Origin of the sequence: Streptomyces lomondensis (assembly GCF_014651035.1) — a bacterium.
Lineage (GTDB): Bacteria > Actinomycetota > Actinomycetes > Streptomycetales > Streptomycetaceae > Streptomyces > Streptomyces lomondensis.
In genome coordinates this window covers 103574-124311 of the sequence record NZ_BMWC01000016.1, presented here as the reverse complement: position 1 = coordinate 124311, position 20738 = coordinate 103574, and the positions used below count along the sequence as shown (strand labels likewise).

Here is a 20738-nt window from a genome sequence, read left to right as displayed (position 1 = left end):
CAAGAAGGCGCGTATGCCGGACGGGCAGGGAACTCTGTACGGACAGCTCAGAGATCCGGGCGGATCATGGCTCGGCCGTTCCGCCGCCGACGAACTCGCCTCGGTCGTGGTGAGTTGGGCATGCGGCGGCTACGGTGGCCGAATGTCTGTTCAACACACCAGTGAGGTCGATCGGGTCGCGGCTGCCTGGCGGAAGGTGACCGGCTGGCTCGCCAAGCATGCGCCCGTCTCCCACGCTTCTCTCCTTGCTCCTGCGACGGAGGAGCAGATCGCCGCGGCCGACTCCCGCCTGAGGCATGCCGTCGGCTTCGGGCTGCCCACGGAATTGGCGGCGCTGTGGCGGCTGTGCGGCGGTGTGGAGCACCAGTACATCGAGGCCAATGAGGAAGCCGGCGAGGTCGGTTCGGGGGCGTTCCTGCCGGGCGGGGTTCTGCTCGGTCCGGAGGATGCGCTCCGGCCGCGGCTGCCGGAGGTCGGGCGCGGCGATATGTGGGGCTCCGCGGTGGTGCCTTGGCTGACCGGCGACGAGGCAGGACCCGAGTCGGGGCTCTACGTGGGCGAGGACGGCGTCGGCTCCTGGTCGCTGCCGGACAATCTCGCGTGCGACAAGCCCGAGTATCCGTCGATCGCCGCCTATCTCGAGGCCGTTCACCGCACGCTCATCGAGGGGCCGGCCGACGCCATGGGCCCCGATGTGCCCGGCCTGGTGTGGGGCTGTCTGATCTGGGACGACCCCGAGGCTCCTCTGCTGGACGATGCGTTGGAGCACTGGCACCCCGTCCACTGAGCGCGTCGCTGCCCGGGACCCGCCTGGCTGACGGGCCCCGGGCAGGCGTGCGGTGGCTACGGCTTCTTCATCTCGCAGACGAGCGTCGCCGCACCGGTGTTGCAGCCCTTGAACCACGAAACGCCCGGGTCGATGGCGAACGCGTCGCCGTCGATGACCCGCATTTGCGCCAGGAACTCATTGCCGTACTTGTTCATCGCACCCTGGTTGACGTACCCCGACATCGAGGAACGGCCGCACTTCTCGCTGAATGTCGGCGCGTCGTAGCGCGTGTCGTCCAGGAGGTGCTCACTGCCGTCGTCGGCCTTCGCCGCCACGGTCTGGATGCACTCGCCGCCGCCGGCCGTGCCGGCCGGGTTCAACCCGCCGGCGGTAGCGGGCAGGCCGACGGTCTCGTACGTCGAGGCGAACGGAACCTCGTCGCAGTTCACCTTGTCCGGATTGGGCAGGGGGACCTGCGGGCGGAACTCCGGATGCAGGAACGTCTTCGGATGCGCCACGAACCCCTTGGTCGGAACGTACCCGTCGGCCCTGGTGCCGCCGTAGTAGCCGCAGACGCGGTTTCGGATCTTCTTCTTCGTCCAGGTGGAGTTCACCCGGCCGTTGTCCGCGTCGGGTCGGTAGTGCAGCGGCTTGCCGACGGTCCCCAGGTTTTTGACCGCGGACTTGTTCTGCACCATCCACAGGTGAGCCGCGGCAGCCGGGTAACGGGCGGCGTCCATCTGGTACTTGGGGACGTACTGCGTCAGCACACATCCCGGCACGCCGTAGGAATCGACCTTGTCGCACCGCACATCGATGCCGGGTGAGCGCGCACTGCCCCCGTCGATCTCGTCGTCCTTGCCCTCGACCGGGACGTATTCGCTCTCCGGGTTGAAGATGAACCAGACCGGCAGCTTCCTGGACAGGCCGGCGTCGGAGGGGCCCACGCCGTCGGTGGAGCCGTCCCACTTGTGCGAGGCGGTACCGGTGGCCATGTGGGAGTCGACCGGGGTGGCGTTGCCGCCGCCCTTCCAGCTGAGGTCGCCGTAGAAGTCGAAGTTCCGCACGTCCCTGCTGTCAGTGGCACCCTCGCAGGCACCGCTGAAGCACATCGAGTCCATGTGGGCGATGGGGTTGCCGTCGCCGAACAGCACGGACCTGTCGTGCCCGGGGAAGTCGTTGAAGACCGGGTTCAGCTGAATCCACGTCTTGATCGTCCCGTCGTGCCGGTCGGTCTTGACCTGGAAGGCGATCTCGAACCGTGCGTGGCGCTCCTCGGTCTTGACGCCGTTGAGGTAGTACTCCTTCGTGTAGTTCAGGTCGTAGAAGACGCAGGCCTCGTTGCGGGTGATCAGCGACTTCTGGGCCTCCCCGAACAGCGAGGGCTGGCACCAGGATCCGGTGACGATCGGATCGGGGTAGGACGGGGCGCGCAGCTTGCGCTGCTGGGCCAGTTCCTTGGCGGCCTTGCGGGTTCCCGCCAGCGACCGCTTGTCCTTGGCCTTGATGGTGACCGTCTCATGGCCCTTGCGCAGGGTGCGCGAGGCGCTGCCCTGCTTCCAGTCGGCGATGCGCTGCGGCTCGTTGAGGTACGCCGCGACGTCGGAGGTCAGATCCGGCTGCGGCAGCTTGATGTCGATCTTCTGGGCGCGGTTGTAGTTCCGGTTCCCGGCGGTGAACCCGTAGTCCTTGATCGGGCCCACGTTGCCCGCCCGGTCCACGGTGCGCGTCTGCGTCACGTGGTTGCCGTCGGCGGCCGGGGTCGCGGTGTAGGAGGCTTCGGGTGCTGGGGCCCGGGTCGTCGCCGTGGTGGTACGGACAGCTGCCCAGCCGTAGTTGTCGGCGTCGTCCTCGTACGGGTCGAAGCGGTACTGGACCTCGTAGGGAGACGCGTCGCCGGTCGTGACGTCGAAGCGGCCCTCGATTCCGGCCCCGCCGCCGCCCCAGTTCTCCGGGTAGGTCGAGGAGACGATCTGCTTCGGCTCCACGGGGGCGGTGGTGTCCACCACGAACTGCGTCCAGGGAGACCAGTTCAGGTTGTAGTGGGTGCCGTCGTAGGAGTTGGTCCGGAACTTGTAGGTCTTGCCGTCCTGGAGCTGCCCGGCCGGGACGGTGACACTGGCCGGCTTCCCGGACGCGACGAAGTCCGAGACCAGCAGGCCCTCACCGGTTGGCGTGGTGATGGGGGTGTTGGTGGCGGCGTCGTAGACCTGGAAGGTGCCGTTGACGGTGTCGCCGTCGGCGTCGGTGAAGGTGTCCCGCAGCGTGGGCGTGGTGGTGTTGACTGCCCACACGCCCGCGTACGACCTGAACGGCGCGCCGGCCTGACGGTCGGCGCCGTCGGAGGGCCGGTAGTTGTAGGTCACGGTCAGCTTCGGTTGATTGGCCGTGCTGTTCCCGGAGTTGACGCGCTTCCAGCCACGGGTGTCGTCGTTGGCGGCGCGCAGACCCATGTAGCCGCGGGTGGCTTTGGCCGAGGCCCAGGTCTGCACGAGGGCGTCGACGTCGGCGTTGATCCAGCCGTCGGGCTGGGTGCCGGTGCAGTCGGGGTTGCCGCGGGTCTGGGTGGAGGAGTGGTACTGCTGGTTCCAGGTGGGCTGGCTGGTCCAGCGCGAGGACGTACCGGCCGCGGTGGTGTCCCAGACGGTCCACGACTGGTTGGCGCAGTCGGTGTTGCCGGAGTGGAAGTTCCACAGCGCCAGGTTCGTGTCGACGATCAACGCATCCTGGATCGGCGTGGTGTTCCAGTGGATGAAGGACCGGGCGGTGCGGGGCGTGCCGTCGGCGTTCTTGGTGCCGGGGTTGCCGAAGTCCAGTTCCGTGTCGGTGGACAGGTCCGTGGTCTCGCCCTGCTGCACGTAGGTGTCGAACGTGGCCGCCAGAGCCGAGGTCGAGGGGTCGACGGTGACTGGGTACCGCGTCCTCGGGTCGCCGAGGAACTTCGCGCTGGGGGTGACGACCAGATCGATACGGCCGTTGCCCTTGTCGACGACCTTCATTCCGACGCGGGCCTTGCGGGTGTGCTCGCCGGACGCCTCGTCGACCGTCGCGTCCCACATGACCGGCGCGGGCATCGTGGCCCGCACCGCGCCCGTCCTGGCGTCGGAGAAGGCGACGGAACCGTCGTCGTTGGCCCTGGCCTTCAGGCCCTTGGCCTTGACCGGGAGCGTGTAGGAGTAGGCGCCGTCCGGTCGCCGGCCGATCTCGACGAACTGCTCGAACCCGGTGCGGGTGGCCTCGACGATCAGGTCCGCACCGGGCACCGCCCCCGGGTAGCGGGCGGTGGTGCCGTCGAGTTCGGGTTCCGGCAGGCCGCCCTTCCATTGCAGCGTCACGCTCTCTTCACCGGAGCCGAGCGTTACCAGGTCCCGTGCCGCGGCCTTCTTGGCGGTGGCGAGCGAACCGGGGACGGTGCCGCCCTTTCCGGCCAGGCGCAGGCCATTGGGGTGTGCCTTCGCCTGCACAGAGCCGTCGGCGGACTTCGTCAGGGTGGCGTCGACGGTACGCCACTTGCCGCCCCGCCAGACCCGCTCGGGGCCGGGCGTCATCGTGGCGGTGAGCGTTCCGTCGGGGTTGGCGACGGTGATCGAGTCGGGGGTGGTCTCGTCGGTGACGACCACCTTCTTGCCGGTCTTCCGCGCCTCCAGGATCGCCCATGCCTTCGATCCCTTGGCGTGGGCGGCTGCCCATGCCATATCGCCCTTGAGCAGCTCGGCCTCGGACGGCTGTATGGCCTCGGCGGAGGCAGGCGGGTCCGCGGGGGCGGGGGCCGCCGCAGCCTGGCCGGTGAGGGCGACGCCAGCTTCGGTGGTCAGTAACAGCACGGTTGCTACGGCGAGTTGCGAGAGGCGTCTGCGTCTGGCTCTGTGCCCTGATGTGGGCGGTTGCGCCTGGGTCTGCACGGTGTGAGTCCGGTCCTTCCCGTGTATGAAGTGAACTCCTGTTCGAAAGCGCACGGTGTAGAACCTAGGAAGGGGGAGACTCGTACTGCACGGGGATTTCGAGCCAGTCCTGATTATGACGAGGCGGTGGCGGTCGGAATCGTTGAAAGCACTGCGCATCCCGAACGCAAACGTAAGTTGAATCACACGGATGTACTGACGGCTCAGAGATCCGGGCGGATCTTGCTGCCGATGTGCGCGAGCCGGATCGCCCGTTCCTCCGGGACCAGGCGGAAGTGGATGCGGCCCATGCCCGGCGTGAAGCGGGCGTGCAGCTCGAAGAGGCGCCGCTCGCCGTCGAAGTCGGTGAACCAGCAGAACTCTCTGCGTGTCTGGCTCTCCGGGGTGACCTTGGTCTGCCATTCCGCTTCGTGCCTTGCAGCGGTTCGGTGGAGACGAGCGGGGTGGTGAAGGCCGCGACTAACGAGCTCGTGCGTGGTTGTGGGTGAGACGTCGAGGGCCTCTGCAAGGCTGAGTGTTCAACTCTGCCGTGCCGGGATCAGGTCCGCGGTCTGCTGGTGGGACAGCAGGCTGGCGACGGCCCGGACGATGTCGCTCATGTGCTCGCGGCGGCCGAGGTGACGGGCCAGCGCCCGCCAGTTCTTCAGGTGGGCGATGCCGTGCTCGACACGGATACGTCGGGAGGAGTGTGCCTTGCGCTGTCGCTCGTGCAGTGCCCGGACGCCACCTGCTGGACGGAGGTGGCCCGCGCTCTGGACGCTGTAGAGCTCCGCCGGCCCTCCGGCATCACCCACGAGGTGGTGTTCCGGCGGTGCCCCGACTGCCAGGAGCACAACATCGTCCGCGAGGTGCGGTTCCTGCGGGAGGCGTACGCCTTGTCAGCCCGCACACGATCGGGTCGAGCGCGTGGCCGGCCCGGCCCGATGCGGGGCACGCGAACCCACAGGTCGTAGACCCGGCCCCACGGCCCGTACTCGACGGGCACGTCCCGCCACGGAGCACCGGTCCGGACCAAAACCGTATGCCGTCGATCAGACGCCGTCGAGACCAGACGGGCGGCCACCCCGTCTACACGGCCTAACTGGTCGTTTCAGAATGCCGCCCGAATCCTCCGGAGGCAGATGATGCTGCAGGCGAGTTGGAGGAGACCTTGGTGGAGGTCGGCGCGTCGCTCGTAGCGGATGCGCAGTCGTTTGAACTGGTGCAGCCAGGCGAATGTGCGCTCGACAACCCAGCGCACCTTGCCCAGTCCGGAACCGTGGTTGGCGCCACGTCGGGCGATCAGCGGTTTGATGCCGCGCTTCCACAGCAGGCGGCGGTACTTCTCGAAGTCGTAACCCCGGTCGGCATACAGGCACCGGGGCTTCCGGCGGGGGCGTCCCCGCAGACCCCGAATCGACGGGATGGCGTCGAGTAGCGGCAGGAGCTGGGTGACGTCATGGCGGTTGCCGCCGGTAAGTGTGACGGCGAGCGGGGTTAGTTCTGCAATCGGCGCCAGGCCGTCACACCGGAGCAACCCACGACAGTGCTCGGTACGTCACGCCAGGCCACGCCCTTGCGCAGGACGTAGATGATGCCGGCCAGTGCGACCCGGTCCGGCACGGGGAGACGCCCGGGGTGGCGATGTCGTCGCGCGGGTCGTGCTGGCAGCAGCGGGGCTATCGGGGTCCCACAGCTCGTCGAGGACAAGGTTCATGGTCACGATGCTGAAGACTGCCAGAGAATCCGGTTGAGCCCTCCGGGCCAGCTCGACATACTCCCCGCATGACCAGCACCGGGACCAGAGCCGCCGAGCAGGGATGGGACGGTCCCTGGTATCGCGTCCGAACAGATCGGTTCCAGGCATCATTCCTGCCCAGTGCGGGCGAGCCCCTGGACGCCGTCTGCAACGTCGACGTCGAGGTCCGGCTGACAGCGGACGAGTCACGTTGGAGCGCGACCGTGTTCACTCTTGCTGAGGTCGAACGCCTCATGGAGAAGGATTCCCGAACCGGCGAGGCCCTGAATGGCCGCTACTTCTGGTGCTCCGACGGCCTCATCGTTCGAGACGCAGGCATCGATAACATCACGCAGGTGCTGACCGGCCTGCTCAATTGTGGTGACTTCACACAGGTCCTTCAGCGGCTCAACGACGACTGACCGTCCGCCCCATTCTGAAACGATCAGTAAGGGGCTGCCGCAGCTGTACCGGTTCTCCGTCAGGTGTTCGGCGGCCGTGGTGCACGGCCAGGCCGTGCCGCATGCCCTGCACTTTCAGTCGGTCCAGGGAAGGTGGGAGTCGGGAAGACGGATCGGGCGCGGCTTCCAGTCCACGTGTGGGGCCCTTCTCGGTGCGGGCGGGGGTGCGGTGGGCGGCGCGTGGGTGGGCGCGGTAGAACAGCAGTGAGGCCGGGGAACGCTGCCTGTTTCCCGGCCTCGCCTGCGGCTGTCGGCTACGCGTGCGGCACCGGTTCGCCGCTGAGGAGGGCGACCACCTGGCGCAGGTGCCGGGCGCCGTGGACGGCGACCCCGATCCGCTGCCAAGCGTCCTGGCTGTTCTCGTCGGGCACGACCGCCATGAAGTAGCCGTTGCGGAAGGCGGCGTTGACCGAGCTGCGGACGGCCGGGCCATGGTCGGTGCGGAGGCTGCCATCGGTGCAGAGTTCGCCGAGCAGGACAAGGAGCACCACCTGTCGAATGCCGCTCTCCGATCGGCCCGTTTCACCGCTCTCGGAGCCGTTGGTGCTCCCGAGCCCGTCGCGGCTCGCAACCTCGACCGGCTCACTGACGACGGGTTCCGAGGGCCTGGTCGACGGCCTGGTACTCGTGACGGACGGCGCCCTTCCGTCTCCGGTCGTACCGGCTGCCCCTCTGAGCATCGTCAGCCAGGAGCGCCCGAGGACTTCCCTGTTCGGGCGGTGCGCAACATAACCGACGATCGCCGGTCAGCCAAACCGGCGATCCTCCGGACTATTGATGTCGTTCGCACCGGCTACTTGGCGGTGGGCCTGGAGCGGACAGCGCCTTCCTGGTGCCCAGGCGTCCTCTAGCGCCTGTTCAGCGCGCAGGATCAGACCCGTGAATCCAAGAAAGGCACGAACCACGCCCAACGGCCATCCCCTCGCCACCGGCGGCGGTGGATTCTGCACCACCTCGTAAGGAACACTCATGCGCCTTTTTGCGATACCCCCTGCCCAAAAACCGAGTCGCGCGCACTGGCCGCAGTGCTTCCCCCGCCGTGGACGTCTTCAAGTGGCTGACCGCGTCGGCGTCAGCGCTTCCTCACTCGCCCGGCGCTTCCCGCACTGCTTCCAGACATCGGGTGCGGCTGCCAACGACTGCATAGAAACCGCCTTCGCCATCTCAGACCTGGAGGGCGAGCCGACGCGCGCTGCCCGGCATCCGTAGCGATACGTCGAGCTGCGGCTTGACCACGGATCTCATCGCCATCTTCAGCACAGCCGCGGGCGGTGCGCGAGCCTCGTGCTCCAGGGACGCCGCCGAGTACCTCGGTCTGTCGCCCCACACCCTGTACGTCTGGCGGCATCGGCGCCAAGGACCGCCCAGCTTCCGCATGGGGCCGCGCGGTCGCGTCATGTACCGGCTGGAAGCGCTCGACGCCTGGATCCGCGAACAGGAACAGGCCGACTCGCGCTCCAACACCGTCCTGAGCCCTCTGGAGGCGGCACCGCAGACCCGCTCTGACTAGCGGGAACGCACCGCCCGCTACGGCAAGGGCTCGCGGTACCGGGTCGCAGGTATCCCAGGCGGCCGGGACAAGTCGTTCGACACGCTCGAAGACGCCAAGGCATGGCTGCGCAGGGCCAGCACCGACAGCGAACGCGGCGAGTTCGTCGACCCCCGCGATGGCTCCATCACGCTGGACGACTACGTGACCCGCTTCTGGCAGACGGGAGTTCGTGGGGCGCCCGGCACGGTCAAACGCATCGACGAACGCGTCCGCCTCCACATCCGGCCCCAGCTGGGCACCGTCGCTCTGCGAGACATCAGCCCAGCGGTTCTGCGAGGCTACATCGCCGCGCTGGAGAAGGAATGCTCGCCGCGGTACGTCCGGCAGATCCTCACCACGCTCTCGAACATCTTCGAGACCGCCATCGACGACAAGCGGCTGGCGCGCAACCCGGTGCGGGCCAAGTCCGTGCGCTGGCCCAAGGTGCCGGAGGACCAGAGGGAAGCCTGGCCGCTGGAGACCGCGCAGCGCGTACGGGACGCGATCAACGCGCGCTACCGCATCGCGGTCGTGGTCGCGCTGGGCTGTGGCCTACGGCAGGGCGAAGTGTTCGGCCTGTCCCCGGAGGACGTCGACTTCGCCCGCGGAGTTCTGCGTATCCGCCGACAGGTACAACTCCTTCATGGGCGCTTGTACTTCACCCTGCCGAAGGGCGGCAAGACTCGCGTCGTAGACATGCCTCCGTCGGTCGCTGCGGCGCTGGCCCAGTACTTCATGGAGTACCCCGCGGTCGAGGTCGAGCTGCCGTGGGGCGGCCCGGAGCCCGATCGGGAGACGAAGAAGTACAGCGCCTCGCTGTGCCCATCCGTTTTGGCGTTTCAGCTCGGAAGACCACTACTTTCCGTGATCATCGGCGTTCCCAGGCGCCACCACAGCGGCGAGGCTCTCGTACGCCAACACCTCAGGATCGCAGTAGACCGCCCCGAACGGAGCACGGCTCATTCTCCCCAGATTCTCCCCAGCGGCCTCAGACCCGTCGGCCACGCCTGTGATCGCAGCTGTACGCGCTCCGGGCAACAGCTTCCGCGGCGATTACTCAGAGCCAGTCCCGCCGCTTGAAGATGACGTACAAACCGGTACAGACGACCCCCATCAGTGCGATCGCGAAGGGGTATCCGAACGCCCAGTGCAACTCCGGCATGTGTGTGAAGTTCATGCCGTAGATCGTCCCGACCAGCGTCGGAGCGAACAGGATCGCCGCCCACGACGAGATCTTCTTGATCTCCTCGTTCTGCTCGAACCCCGCCTCCGCCAGCGCCCGCATCTCGGCGTTCTGCTGCTGCGTGACCAGCGTGGCGTTCACCGTGAGGATCTCCGTCAGGGCCTGGCGGAACGTGTCGACGCGTTCGCTGGTGTGGGTGACGTGGTCGGCCACGTCCCGCAGGTAGCGCTGTAGCTCCTCGTCGGTGCCGTACTTGGCGAAACCCGCCATCAGGCCGTGCAGCATGCCGACCAGGGGGCGGGTGGCGCGCTGGAACTCGACCATCTCGCGGGAGAGTTCGTAGATGCGGCGCGAGACCTCGGGGTCGCCGCGGAACACCTCGGTCTCGATCTCGTCGATGTCGTTCTGCACGCCCGCGACCACCGGCGCGTAGCCGTCGACGACCGCGTCGAGTATCGCGTACAGCACCGCCTCCGGGCCCAGTTTCAGCAGCTCCGGCGACTCCTCCATACGGCGGCGTACGGCCGACAGGTCCGGCGCCGCGCCGTGGCGGACCGTGATCACGAAGTCGGGACCGACGAACACGTGCAGTTCGCCGAACTCGACCTCCTCGGGGGCGTCCAGGTAGCGCGCGGCCCGCAGGACGACGAACAGCGTCTCGCCGTAGCGCTCCAGCTTCGGGCGCTGGTGGGCCTCCATCGCGTCCTCTACCGCGAGCGGGTGGAGGTCGAACTCCGCGGCCAGCGAGTGGAGTTCGCCGTCCGTGGGACGGGCCAGGCCGATCCATGCCATGCCGGCCGGCTGCTCGCGCAGCTCGCGGTAGGTGTCGGCCAGGGTGGCGGGGGAGGAGACGCGGACGCCGTCGCGGTAGAGGGCCGCCTCGACGACGCTCGCCACCTCGGCCCGCCCCTCCCGGTCCGATGGGGCGTCGGCGCCGGGAGGCTGCGGCGCGGGCGGCTGCACCGGGGCGGCCAGGGCCCGGCGCCAGACCGACCTGCGAGAGGTGTGGTTCGCCGACCGCGAGGGCCGGGCCGGCTCGTTCTTCTCGGCGGGGCGGGCGCGTCGCTGGGGCATCGCGGATGCCTCTCGGTCGAGCGTACGTACGGGTGATCACGCAGCGGGACACGGGCAGCATACGCGGCGCACGCGCATCCCCCTCGAAAGTCGCGGCCAGAAGCTGTCCGCAAGCCCGGCTACCGTCCCCCTCATGACGAACACCAAGCGGAGCGTCCCCCGCACGGCCCCTCACCTCGGCCCCCGGGCTCTCAACCGCGCCACCCTGGACCGGCAGTTGCTGCTGCGCCCCGCCCGGATGTCCGTCGCGGCGGCCGTCGAGCACCTGGTCGGCCTCCAGGCGCAGAACGTCAAGCCTCCGTACTACGCGCTCGCCGCCCGCCTCGACGGGTTCGCCCCCGAGGCGCTGTCCCGGCTGATGGCCGACCGCGAGGTCGTCCGTATCGTCACGATGCGTTCCACCATCCACACCCACACCGCGGACGACTGCCTCACCCTGCGCCCGCTGGTGCAGCCCGCGCGGGACCGGGAGCTGGTGAACTTCCGCACGGGACTCGCCGGTGTCGACCTGGACCGGCTCGCCGTCCTCGCCCGCGATCTCGTCGAGGCCGAGCCCCGCACCATGAGGCAACTGCGCGAGGCACTGCTTGAGGAGTGGCCCGATGCCGATCCGCAGGCCCTGGCCGTCGCCGCCCGGTGCCGGCTGCCGCTGGTGCAGGTGACCCCGCGCGGTCTGTGGGGCCGCAGCGGGCAGGTCCGGCTCACGACCGCCGAGCACTGGCTCGGCCGCCCCGCCGAACCGGCCCCGGCGCCCGACGTGGTCGTCCTGCGCTACCTCGCCGCCTTCGGCCCGGCTACCGTGCGGGACATGCAGACCTGGGCCGGACTGACCCGGCTGCGCGACGCCTTCGAGCGCCTCCGGCCGCGGCTCGTCACCTTCCGGGACGACAGCGGCGCCGAGCTCTTCGACCTCCCGGACGCCCCCCGGCCCGACCCGGACACGCCTGCCCCGCCGCGCTTCCTGCCCGAGTTCGACAACCTGCTGCTGTCCCACGCCGACCGCACCCGCGTCGTCCCGCCCGAGTACCGGGGCCGCTCCTGGCAGGGCAACATCGCCTACTCCACGCTCCTCGTCGACGGCTTCCTCGCGGGGCTGTGGCGGCTGGCGGAGGACGCGCTCGTGATCGAGCCCTTCGGCCGCCTCACCCAGGCGCAGCGCGATGACGTCACTGCCGAGGGGGAGCGGATACTGCGGGTGATGCACCCGGAGTCGTCGTACGACATCCGGTTCGGTGTCGTACGCCAGTAGGGCGGTGCCGGGACGAACGGCACGGACACATGGAGAGGGGGCGTTGCGGGCCGCTCGTGGAGGCCCGCAACGCCCCCTGGTCTTTCACCTGAGGGGTACTCAGGAGCTAGTGGATGGTCACGAGTTGACCTGCGTCGTGACCAGGTTCGAGAAGGTGGTCAGCCGGGTGTAGACACCCGGGTAACCGGCCTGGGCGCAGCCCTCGCCCCAGGAAGTGATGCCTGCCAGGACGCCCCCGATGAGCAGGGGGCCGCCGCTGTCGCCCTGGCAGGTGTCCACGCCGCCGGAGGTGTATCCGGCGCACACCATGTCGCTCTGCACGAAGTCGGAGCTGTAGGAGCTGCCGCAGCTGGAGTCGGACACGGTCGGTACGGTCGCGGTGCGCAGCTGGTTGGAGGAGCTGCCGTTCGAGGCGGTGGTGCCCCAGCCGAGGATGCGGGCGGTGGTGCCGGCCGCGTACACCGAGGTCTGGGAGGAGGAGACGTACTTGGCCGGGGTGTAGGGCATCGACGTCGAGAGCGTCAGCACGGCCACGTCGTCGCCGTTGGTGGCGTCCGTGTAGCTCGGGTGGATCCATATCTTGCTGACTCTGCTGACCGTGCCGTTGGTGCCGTTGCGGTAGGTGCGGCCACCGACGACGCGCACGCTGCTGGTGGTCTCGCCGACCATGCAGTGCGCGGCGGTGACGACCTTGGTGGGCGAGACCAGCGTGCCGCCGCAGAACTGGCTCTGCGAGGCGTCCGTGATCTGCATGACGAACGGGTACGCGGTCGTCGTGGTCGTGGTACCGCCGACGATCGGCTGGGGCGCGGCGACGGCGGAGGGAGCGGCGAGCAGCGCGGCAGCGGCGGCAGCGGCGGTCGCCGTGGCGACGGCGGCGGCCTTCTTGGCACGGTTGAGCCCGAACATGGGTCTCCTTGGGGAGTTGCCGGTGGGGGGTCGCGCGGGTGGGTGGTGCTCGGGGACCCTGACGCCTTTGTTCGGATCTCCGTGTGTCCGGCGAGCGGCACGCCCCAAAGCTAGAGCCGGGAAGCGAGGGCTCCCAATGAGGGAACCCCCTAAGGGAGTTGGGCAGGGATAACCCTCGGTCCGGCCCCGTAAACCCAGGTGGGATCAGGTCGTGCGGCGGCCCGCCGCCAGCCGGACGATGTCCACCCGTGAGCGGATCCCCAGCTTCCGGTAGACCCGGGTGAGGGTCGCCTCGACGGTCTTGACGCTGATGAACAGGCGGGCCGCGATCTCCCGGTTGGTCGCGCCCTCCATCACCAGCGAGGCGACCTGACGCTCCATCGAGGCGAGCCCCTCCAGCGCGTCGAGCGGCACCGGCGCCGCGACCGGGGCCGGCTCCACCGCCGCGGGACCGGCCGTGACGGCCGCGTCGACCTGCCGCAGCCAGGGCAGCGCCCGGCAGCGCCGGAACAGCCGGGCGGTCTCGTCGTACGACGCCGGTCCGGGCAGGGGAGTGCCGCCGGTGCGCGGGCAGGCGGCGGTCTGGATGCGCAGGCGGGCCAGCGCGAAGGCGGCCCGCGCCTCCTCCAGGCCGTAGCCGAGCCGGCCGAGCCGGTCCCGCACGGACGCCAACCGGACGAGGGCGGCCTCGTGTTCGCCGCGCGCCGCCCGCACCAGCGCCTCGGCCCGGTCCAGCACGGCGAGCACGCTCTCCCGGCCCAGCCGCAGGGCGTGCACCCGCGCCGTGTCGATGACGTCCTGGGCCTCGCCCGGTTCGCCGATGCGGACCAGGGCCTCGGCGAGGTCGCCGTGCCAGCGGCCGCGCGCCGGGTCGTTGATGCCGAGGCCCTGCTCCAGCTCCCGCACCCGGCGCAGCGAACGGACCGCGGCCGCCGGGTCCCCGGCCACCAACTGGGCGTAGCCCAGCGCCGCCAGGGCCCGGGACAGGTACATCTGGTCGCCGTCGACCTCGGCGTGGTCGGCCGCCTCACGGGCGAGGGCGAGCGCCCGGTCGACGTCCCCGGCCGAGGCCTCCGCGAGGGAGGTGAGCATGGCGGAGGCGCCCTCCCCGATCCCGGAGTCGCGGGCCAGCCGCAGGCTCTCGCGGGCCAGGTCCAGGGCCCGGCCGCAGTGCCCGGAGCGCAGCTCGGTGTCGGCCAGGAAGCGCAGGAAGTGCACCTCGCTCTCGACCATGCCGCGCCGCCGCACCTCGCGCAGCAGCGCGGTGATGGTCGCCCGCGCCTCGGGCAGCTGGTCGCTCATGATGAGCCAGCGGAACCGGGCCGAGCCGGCGCCGTTGTGGTGGCAGGCCACGTAGGGGTCCTGGGGTTCCTTGAGGGCCCGTTTGACGGTCGCGGGGGCGTCCGGGTGCCCCATCAGGGTCTCGGTGGACGCCTGGAAGGACAGCGCCATCAGCTCCGTGCGCCGGTCCTCGCCGAGGGCGGCCAGCTCCGCCGCGTGCGCGGCCTCCTGCCGGGCCTCGGCGAAGTCGCCCTCGACGACCAGGCCGCGCCAGGCCAGCTGGTAGTGGACCAGGGCGAGCAGCCCCGGGTCGTCGCCGGCGTCGGCCAGGACCTGCGGGAAGACGGCGTCGACGTCGCCGAGCGCCTGCCCGGCCGCCTCGATGACCACCATCCAGGCCCGCACCCGCTCGGCGGGCACGGTGGCACGCGTCAGTACGTCGCGGGCGATGTCCCGGGCGAGGTCGGCCTCGCCGGCGGTGATCGCGTCCTCCGCGGCCTGGAGCCGCCGCTCGTCCGGGCCCGGCGAGCTGTCCGCCGGGGTGTGCCGGGCGGCGAGCAGGCCGAGCGAGGCGGCCACGGACGGTGCCCCGCGGTCCCGGGCCAGCGAAGCGGCCTCGGCGAGCCGGGCCGCCACCTCCGGGTCGGTCCCGGTGGTCGCCAGGGCCAGGTGCCGGGCGCGCTCGATCGGGTCGGAGGCCGCCGTGGACAGCGCGGCGTGCACGGCCCGCCGCTCCGCCGCCGGGGCCTCCGCGTACAGCGCGGCCGAGATCAGCGGATGCGCGAACCGTACGGCGGGGCCTTCCGCCTCGGTCGCCAGCAGGCCCAGCTCCGCCGCCTGGGCGGTCTCGGCCTCGGCGTGCTCCCGCCCGGCCGCGTGCAGCAGCGCGAGCGTTGGACGCGCGCCGGCACTGGCCACGAGCAGGGTGCGGCGCGCCTCGTCCGACAGCATCTCCAGCCGGCTCAGCACCAGGGCCCGCAGCGAGGTGGGCACGGGCAGCGGCTCGCCGGGCCGGGGCCGGGCCGGGCTCTCGGCCAGCGCGCGGCCCAGCTCCAGCGCGAAGAGCGGATTGCCGCCGCTGGTGCGGTGGATGTCGCGGATCGTGGAGCGGGACAGGGGGGTGTAGCCGCGGTGGTCGAGCAGCGCCGACACCTGGGTGCGGGTCAGCGGGCCCAGCCGGACGGCGAGCGTGTCGGGCGGGGACGCGCGTAGATGGCGGTCGTACTCCTGGCCCTCGGTCCGCACCGCGCACAGCATCTGCACGGGCGTGTCGCCCAGCCGGCGGGCCGCGAAGCCGAGCAGTTCGGCACTGGCGGCATCCAGCCACTGGAGGTCGTCGGCGACCACGAGGACCGGGCCCTTCGCGGCCAGCGCCCGCAGCGCCGACAGCACGGCCAGGCGCAGCGCGAGCCCGTCGCGCTGCAGGGTGGACTCGCCGCGGCCGGTGAGCGCCGACTCCAGGGCGGTGCGCTGGGCGCCGGGCAGCGCGCCCGAGACCTCGTCCAGGACCAGGCCGAACAGGTCGGCCAGGGCCAGGAAGGGCAGGTGGGATTCGGACTCGGTGGCCGAGCAGCGCAACACGGTCCGGGCCGTGCCGCCGTAATCCGCGGCCAGCGCCCGCAGGACCGTCGACTTGCCTATTCCGGCGGGGCCGTGGAGCAGCACACTGCCGCCCCGGCCGAGCTGCTCACGCGCCGACGCGAACAGGTCCTCCCGGCCGATGACCAGGTCGGGGCGGCTCCTGGGAGGCTCCTGGAAGTCCCGTCGCACGGTCACCGCTTCCCTCCCTGTGTCGTGTCCTGGCCAATATTAGGCAACAGCTCATTGAATTTCGGACGGACGGTGTGGTGAGGGAAATAACAACGGGCGTCGAGGGGAAAATTCATCGGTCTCCCGAAAGCGGCGGAACACGGCGTCGGCGCCCTGTCGGGAACCCTTCGGCATATCGAACAGACCGGCATATCAGAAAACATCACAAACCTACGGCAACCATCCCGCCCGGCGCGCGGCGACCACGGCCTCGCCCCGGGTCCGGGCCCGCAGCTTCCGCATGGCCGACCGCAGATACCCCTTGACGGTCTCGGGCGTCACACCCAGCCGCTCGGCGGCGACCGCGTTCGTGGCCCCCGCGGCGACACACGCCAGCACGTCCACCTCGCGCGGCGCGAGCCGGGCCCGGTCCCCCGAGGGGACGGCATCACCGCCGTCGGCCGTCAGCAGCGCACACGCCTGAAGCAGCTCGGCGCGCAGCAGCGGGTCCGCGATCCGCGGGGCCAGCGCCCGCAGCGCCGCGTGCGCCTCCCGCACCTGCTCCCAGCCCGCGCCCGCCCCGGCCCCGGCGGCGAGCGTACGGGCCTCGTCCCGCACGGCCAGCGCCCGTTCCACGTCCCGCGCCGCCTCCACGGCCGCGTCCAGCGTGCGCCCGCCCAGGGGCTGGGCCGTGCGCAGCGCGCCGTACAGCACCCCGCGCACCCGGTGCCGTACGACCACCGGCACGGCCAGCACCGAGCGCAGTCCCTCCATGGCCACCGGCGCGTCGTACTCGTGGCTGATCTGCCGCGACGCCGAGTAGTCCGTCACCACGCACGGCCGGGCGAGCGCCACCGCCTTGCCGCCCAGCCCGGTCCCGGACGTCACCACCAGCGACCGCAGCCCGTGCGTCGCCGTGCCGCTCAGTTCGCTGATGCGCATCTGCTGACCGGCCTCCATCAGGCCGCCGAAGGCGACCGGGAGGCGGGTGGCGCGCCGCAGGCGCAGCAGCGCGTTCCGTATCTCGACCGCGTCGGACGCGTCTGCTGTCACCTGTTCGCCCCTTCACTACGGCCGCCGCGCGGGCGCACCCCCCGTTCGGGGGTAGTGAGACCTGCATCACGGATTACACGATGGCTCGGAGCCGCCCGGCAATGGTCCGGCACCCAGGAGGACAGATGACATCGGCGACGGAGCTGTTCCGCAGCGCGCGGGACTTCCTGCTGGAACACCGCGAGGACTACGCCACCGCCTACGAGGGCTTCCGCTGGCCCCGGCCCGAGTACTTCAACTGGGCCCTCGACTGGTTCGACGAGATCGCCGACGGCAACGCCCGCACGGCTCTGCACCTCGTCGAGGAGGACGGCCGCGAGACACAGCTGTCCTTCGGGGAGATGTCCGTACGGTCGGCGCAGTTCGCCACCTGGCTGCGCGCCCGGGGCGTGCGCGCCGAGGACCGGATCCTCGTCATGCTCGGCAACCAGGCCGAACTGTGGATCACCGCGCTCGCCGCGATGAAGCTGCGCGCGGTGGTCATCCCGGCCACCCCGCTGCTCGGCCCCGCCGACCTGCGCGACCGCGTCGACCGCGGCCGGGTCCGGCACGTCATCGCCCGCCCCGAGGACGCCGTCAAGTTCGCCGAGGTCCCCGGCGACTACACGCGCATCGCCGCCGGTGCCGCCGGCGCCGTGCCGGACGGCTGGCTGCCCCTGGACGACGCCTACGGCGCCTCCGCCGACTTCACGCCCGACGGCCCGACCCGCGCCGACGACCCGCTGATGCTCTACTTCACCTCGGGCACCACCGCCCGGCCCAAACTCGTCGAGCACACCCACACGTCGTACCCGATCGGCCACCTGTCGACCATGTACTGGATCGGCCTCAAGCCCGGCGACGTGCACCTGAACATCTCCTCTCCGGGCTGGGCCAAGCACGCCTGGTCCAACCTCTTCGCCCCGTGGAACGCCGAGGCGACCGTCTTCCTGTACAACTACACGCGTTTCGACGCCGCCCGTCTCATGGCCGAGATGGACCGGGCGGGCGTCACCACCTTCTGCGCCCCGCCGACCGTCTGGCGCATGCTCATCCAGGCCGACCTGAGCCGGCTGCGCACCCCGCCCCGCGAGGTCGTCGCCGCCGGCGAGCCCCTCAACCCGGAGGTCATCGAACAGGTCCGCCGGTCCTGGGGCGTGACCATCCGGGACGGCTTCGGCCAGACCGAGACGGCCGTGCAGGTCGCCAACAGCCCCGGCCAGCCCCTCAAGACCGGCTCGATGGGCCGCCCGAGCCCCGGCTACCGCGTCGAACTCCTCGACCCCGTCTCGGGCGCGCCGGGCGCCGCGGAGGGCGAGATCGCGCTCGACCTGTCGGACCGGCCCGTCGGCCTGATGACCGGCTACCACGGCGACGCGGACCGCACGGCGGAGGCGATGGCCGGCGGTTACTACCGGACCGGAGACATCGCCTCCAGGGACGAAGAGGGATATCTGACCTATACCGGGCGCAGCGACGACGTCTTCAAAGCCTCCGACTACAAGATCAGCCCCTTCGAGCTGGAGAGCGCGCTGCTGGAGCACGAGGCGGTGGCCGAGGCGGCGGTCGTCCCCGCCCCGGACGAACTGCGGCTCGCCGTCCCCAAGGCGTACGTCGTCCTGGCCGACGGCTGGGAGCCCGGCCCCGACACGGCCAAGGTGCTGTTCGAGCACTCCCGGCAGACCCTGGCCCCCTACAAGCGCATCCGCCGGCTGGAGTTCGGCGACCTGCCCAAGACCGTCTCCGGCAAGATCCGCCGGATCGAGCTGCGCGAGGCCACGCAGGCCGGCTCGGACGCCGAGTACCGCGAGGAGGGCGTCCGGTGAGCTCCTACAGCCACGGAACCGGCGGCACGGCGCTGCTCGGCGACACCATCGGGGCCAACCTGGACCGGGCGGTGGCCACCTGGCCGGACCGCGAGGCGCTGGTGGACGTGCCGTCCGGCCGGCGCTGGACGTACGCGCGGTTCGGCGCCGCGGTGGACGAGCTGGCCTCCGCCCTCCTGGCGTCCGGTGTCGTCAAGGGCGACCGGGTGGGCGTCTGGGCGGTCAACTGCCCCGAGTGGGTCCTCGTCCAGTACGCCACCGCCCGCGTCGGCGCGATCATGGTCAACATCAACCCGGCGTACCGCACCCACGAGGTGGAGTACGTCCTGAAGCAGGCCGGGGTGTCGCTGCTGTTCGCCTCCCTGAGCCACAAGACGAGCGACTACCGGGCGATGGTGGAGGAGGTGCGGGGCCGCTGCCCCGACCTGCGCGAGGTCGCCTACTTCGGCGACCCGAGCTGGGAGACGCTGCTCGGACGGGCGACCCCGGACCCGGCCTACGAGGACCTCTCCTGCGACGACCCCATCAACATCCAGTACACGTCGGGCACGACGGGCTTCCCGAAGGGCGCGACCCTCTCCCACCACAACATCCTCAACAACGGCTATTTCGTCGGGGAGTCGATCGCCTACACCGAGCAGGACCGGATCTGCATCCCGGTGCCCTTCTACCACTGCTTCGGCATGGTCATGGGCAACCTCGCCGCCACCTCGCACGGCGCCTGCATGGTCATCCCCGCCCCGTCCTTCGACCCGAAGGCCACGCTGGAGGCGGTCCAGCAGGAGCGCTGCACCTCGCTCTACGGCGTCCCGACCATGTTCATCGCGGAGCTGAACCTCCCCGACTTCGCCTCCTACGACCTCTCCTCCCTGCGCACCGGCATCATGGCGGGCTCGCCCTGCCCGGTGGAGGTGATGAAGCGGGTGGTCGCCGAGATGCACATGGCGGAGGTCTCCATCTGCTACGGCATGACCGAGACGTCCCCGGTCTCCCTCCAGACCCGCAGGGACGACGACCTGGAGCACCGCACGGGCACGGTCGGCCGGGTGCTGCCGCACATCGAGGTCAAGGTCGTCGACCCGGCGACGGGCGTGACGCAACCGCGCGGTACGGCGGGCGAGTTGTGCACCCGCGGCTACAGCGTGATGCTCGGCTACTGGAACGAGCCGGAGAAGACCGCCGAGGCCATCGACGCGGGCCGCTGGATGCACACCGGCGACCTCGCCGTGCTGCGCGAGGACGGCTACGTCGAGATCGTCGGCCGCATCAAGGACATGATCATCCGGGGCGGGGAGAACATCTACCCCCGCGAGATCGAGGAGTTCCTCTACACCCACCCCAAGATCCAGGACGTCCAGGTCGTGGGCGTCCCGCACGACCACTACGGCGAGGAGGTCCTGGCCTGCGTCATCGCCCGCGACCCGGCCACCCCGCCCACACTGGAGGAGCTGCGGGCCTTCTGCGAGGGGCGGTTGGCGCACTACAAGATCCCGAGCCGGCTGCGGATCCTCGACACCTTCCCGATGACGGTGTCCGGGAAGGTGCGCAAGGTGGAGCTGCGGCAGCGGTTCGGGGGCGGCTAGGAGATGGACGGCACCGGATCCCGCGACCTCGTGGTGCGCCGCGCCTCGGTGTCCGACGCGGAGGCCCTGACCGGCGTCGACTCGATCGCCTCGGCGGGCGACCGGGCGCGGCGGGCGGGCATCCGGCGGTGGTGCGCACAGGGCTCGGCCCTGCTGGCCGAGGACGCCTCCGGCCCGGTGGGCTACGCCGTGCTGGAGTACACCTTCTTCGAGCAGGGCTTCGTCACCCTGCTGATGGTCGGCTCCCACGCCCGCAGGCGGGGGGTGGGCACGCGGCTCCTCGGGGCGGTCGAGGCCGCGTGCACCACTCCGAAGCTGTTCACCTCGGCCAACGTCTCCAACCAGCCGATGCACCAGCTGCTCCTCGGCGCCGGCTGGTGCCCGGCCGGTCTGGTGCACGGCCTGGACGAAGGCGATCCCGAACTCTTCTACTTCTGCCCGGAGGAGAGGCTCGCGGGGGAGTGAGGGACGG

At 70.6% G+C, this 20738-nt stretch carries 15 protein-coding genes and 1 pseudogene; 8 read left to right on the top strand and 8 right to left on the bottom strand.

The window, feature by feature from the left end:
* Positions 1-13 precede the first annotated feature (13 nt).
* Entirely contained in the window at positions 14-787 is a 774-nt protein-coding gene (locus tag IE255_RS35395) for an SMI1/KNR4 family protein (RefSeq protein ID WP_229906739.1), read from the top strand.
* Between the two features lie 56 nt (positions 788-843).
* Here the strand turns inward: IE255_RS35395 and IE255_RS35390 are convergent, their stop codons facing one another.
* The 3 genes and pseudogenes from IE255_RS35390 to IE255_RS35375 all read right to left on the bottom strand — a co-directional run bounded on the left by IE255_RS35390 (position 844) and on the right by IE255_RS35375 (position 6373).
* The gene (locus IE255_RS35390) at positions 844-4593 is read right to left on the bottom strand and encodes a DNRLRE domain-containing protein (RefSeq protein ID WP_308280931.1); all 3750 of its coding nucleotides are present in this window, start codon (positions 4591-4593) and stop codon (positions 844-846) included.
* A gap of 596 nt (positions 4594-5189) precedes the next feature.
* A complete protein-coding gene (locus IE255_RS35385; RefSeq protein ID WP_229906751.1) occupies positions 5190-5465 on the bottom strand; it encodes a transposase family protein in 276 nt (91 codons plus the stop codon).
* A 296-nt stretch (positions 5466-5761) separates the two neighbouring features.
* Positions 5762-6373: pseudogene (locus IE255_RS35375) on the bottom strand (IS5 family transposase).
* 62 nt (positions 6374-6435) lie between these two features.
* Here IE255_RS35375 and IE255_RS35370 point away from each other — a divergent pair.
* Positions 6436-6810, top strand: a complete 375-nt coding sequence (locus IE255_RS35370) for a hypothetical protein (RefSeq protein ID WP_190054511.1) — start codon at positions 6436-6438, stop codon at positions 6808-6810.
* Positions 6811-7103: 293 nt separating this feature from the next.
* Here IE255_RS35370 and IE255_RS35365 read toward each other — a convergent pair whose 3' ends face one another.
* Positions 7104-7340, bottom strand: coding sequence for a hypothetical protein (locus IE255_RS35365; RefSeq protein ID WP_190054510.1), 237 nt, complete (start codon positions 7338-7340; stop codon positions 7104-7106).
* A gap of 737 nt (positions 7341-8077) precedes the next feature.
* On the opposite strand from IE255_RS35365, the gene IE255_RS35360 reads away from it, so the two are divergent.
* Both IE255_RS35360 and IE255_RS35355 read left to right on the top strand, forming a co-directional pair.
* Positions 8078-8359, top strand: a complete 282-nt coding sequence (locus IE255_RS35360; RefSeq protein WP_229906738.1) for a helix-turn-helix transcriptional regulator — start codon at positions 8078-8080, stop codon at positions 8357-8359.
* 183 nt (positions 8360-8542) lie between these two features.
* Positions 8543-9460 (top strand): tyrosine-type recombinase/integrase, encoded by a 918-nt coding sequence (locus IE255_RS35355; RefSeq protein WP_229906737.1) that lies wholly within the window; start codon positions 8543-8545, stop codon positions 9458-9460.
* Here IE255_RS35355 and IE255_RS35350 read toward each other — a convergent pair.
* Positions 9438-10637: a magnesium and cobalt transport protein CorA gene (locus IE255_RS35350; protein WP_190054509.1), complete on the bottom strand. Its 1200-nt coding sequence runs from the start codon at positions 10635-10637 to the stop codon at positions 9438-9440. The two genes, IE255_RS35355 and IE255_RS35350, sit on opposite strands and share 23 nt — an antisense overlap.
* Positions 10638-10770: 133 nt before the next feature.
* Here IE255_RS35350 and IE255_RS35345 point away from each other — a divergent pair, with 133 nt between their 5' ends.
* Entirely contained in the window at positions 10771-11886 is a 1116-nt protein-coding gene (locus IE255_RS35345) for a winged helix DNA-binding domain-containing protein (protein ID WP_190054508.1), read from the top strand.
* A 117-nt stretch (positions 11887-12003) separates the two neighbouring features.
* Here IE255_RS35345 and IE255_RS35340 read toward each other — a convergent pair whose 3' ends face one another.
* The 3 genes from IE255_RS35340 to IE255_RS35330 all read right to left on the bottom strand — a co-directional run bounded on the left by IE255_RS35340 (position 12004) and on the right by IE255_RS35330 (position 16878).
* On the bottom strand, positions 12004-12795 hold the full coding sequence (locus IE255_RS35340) for a S1 family peptidase (protein ID WP_190054507.1): 792 nt from the start codon (positions 12793-12795) through the stop codon (positions 12004-12006).
* A 204-nt stretch (positions 12796-12999) separates the two neighbouring features.
* A complete protein-coding gene (locus tag IE255_RS35335) occupies positions 13000-15852 on the bottom strand; it encodes a helix-turn-helix transcriptional regulator (protein ID WP_190054506.1) in 2853 nt (950 codons plus the stop codon).
* A gap of 204 nt (positions 15853-16056) precedes the next feature.
* Positions 16057-16878, bottom strand: coding sequence for a helix-turn-helix transcriptional regulator (locus tag IE255_RS35330; protein WP_190054505.1), 822 nt, complete (start codon positions 16876-16878; stop codon positions 16057-16059).
* Positions 16879-17003: 125 nt separating this feature from the next.
* On the opposite strand from IE255_RS35330, the gene IE255_RS35325 reads away from it, so the two are divergent.
* From IE255_RS35325 to IE255_RS35315, 3 genes are read left to right on the top strand one after another with little or no spacing between them, the layout of a single operon-like run.
* Positions 17004-18683: an AMP-binding protein gene (locus IE255_RS35325; protein ID WP_190054504.1), complete on the top strand. Its 1680-nt coding sequence runs from the start codon at positions 17004-17006 to the stop codon at positions 18681-18683.
* On the top strand, positions 18680-20266 hold the full coding sequence (locus IE255_RS35320) for an AMP-binding protein (RefSeq protein ID WP_190054503.1): 1587 nt from the start codon (positions 18680-18682) through the stop codon (positions 20264-20266). Before IE255_RS35325 ends, IE255_RS35320 begins: the two co-directional genes overlap by 4 nt.
* 3 nt (positions 20267-20269) lie before the next feature.
* On the top strand, positions 20270-20731 hold the full coding sequence (locus IE255_RS35315) for a GNAT family N-acetyltransferase (protein WP_190054502.1): 462 nt from the start codon (positions 20270-20272) through the stop codon (positions 20729-20731).
* Positions 20732-20738 lie beyond the last annotated feature (7 nt).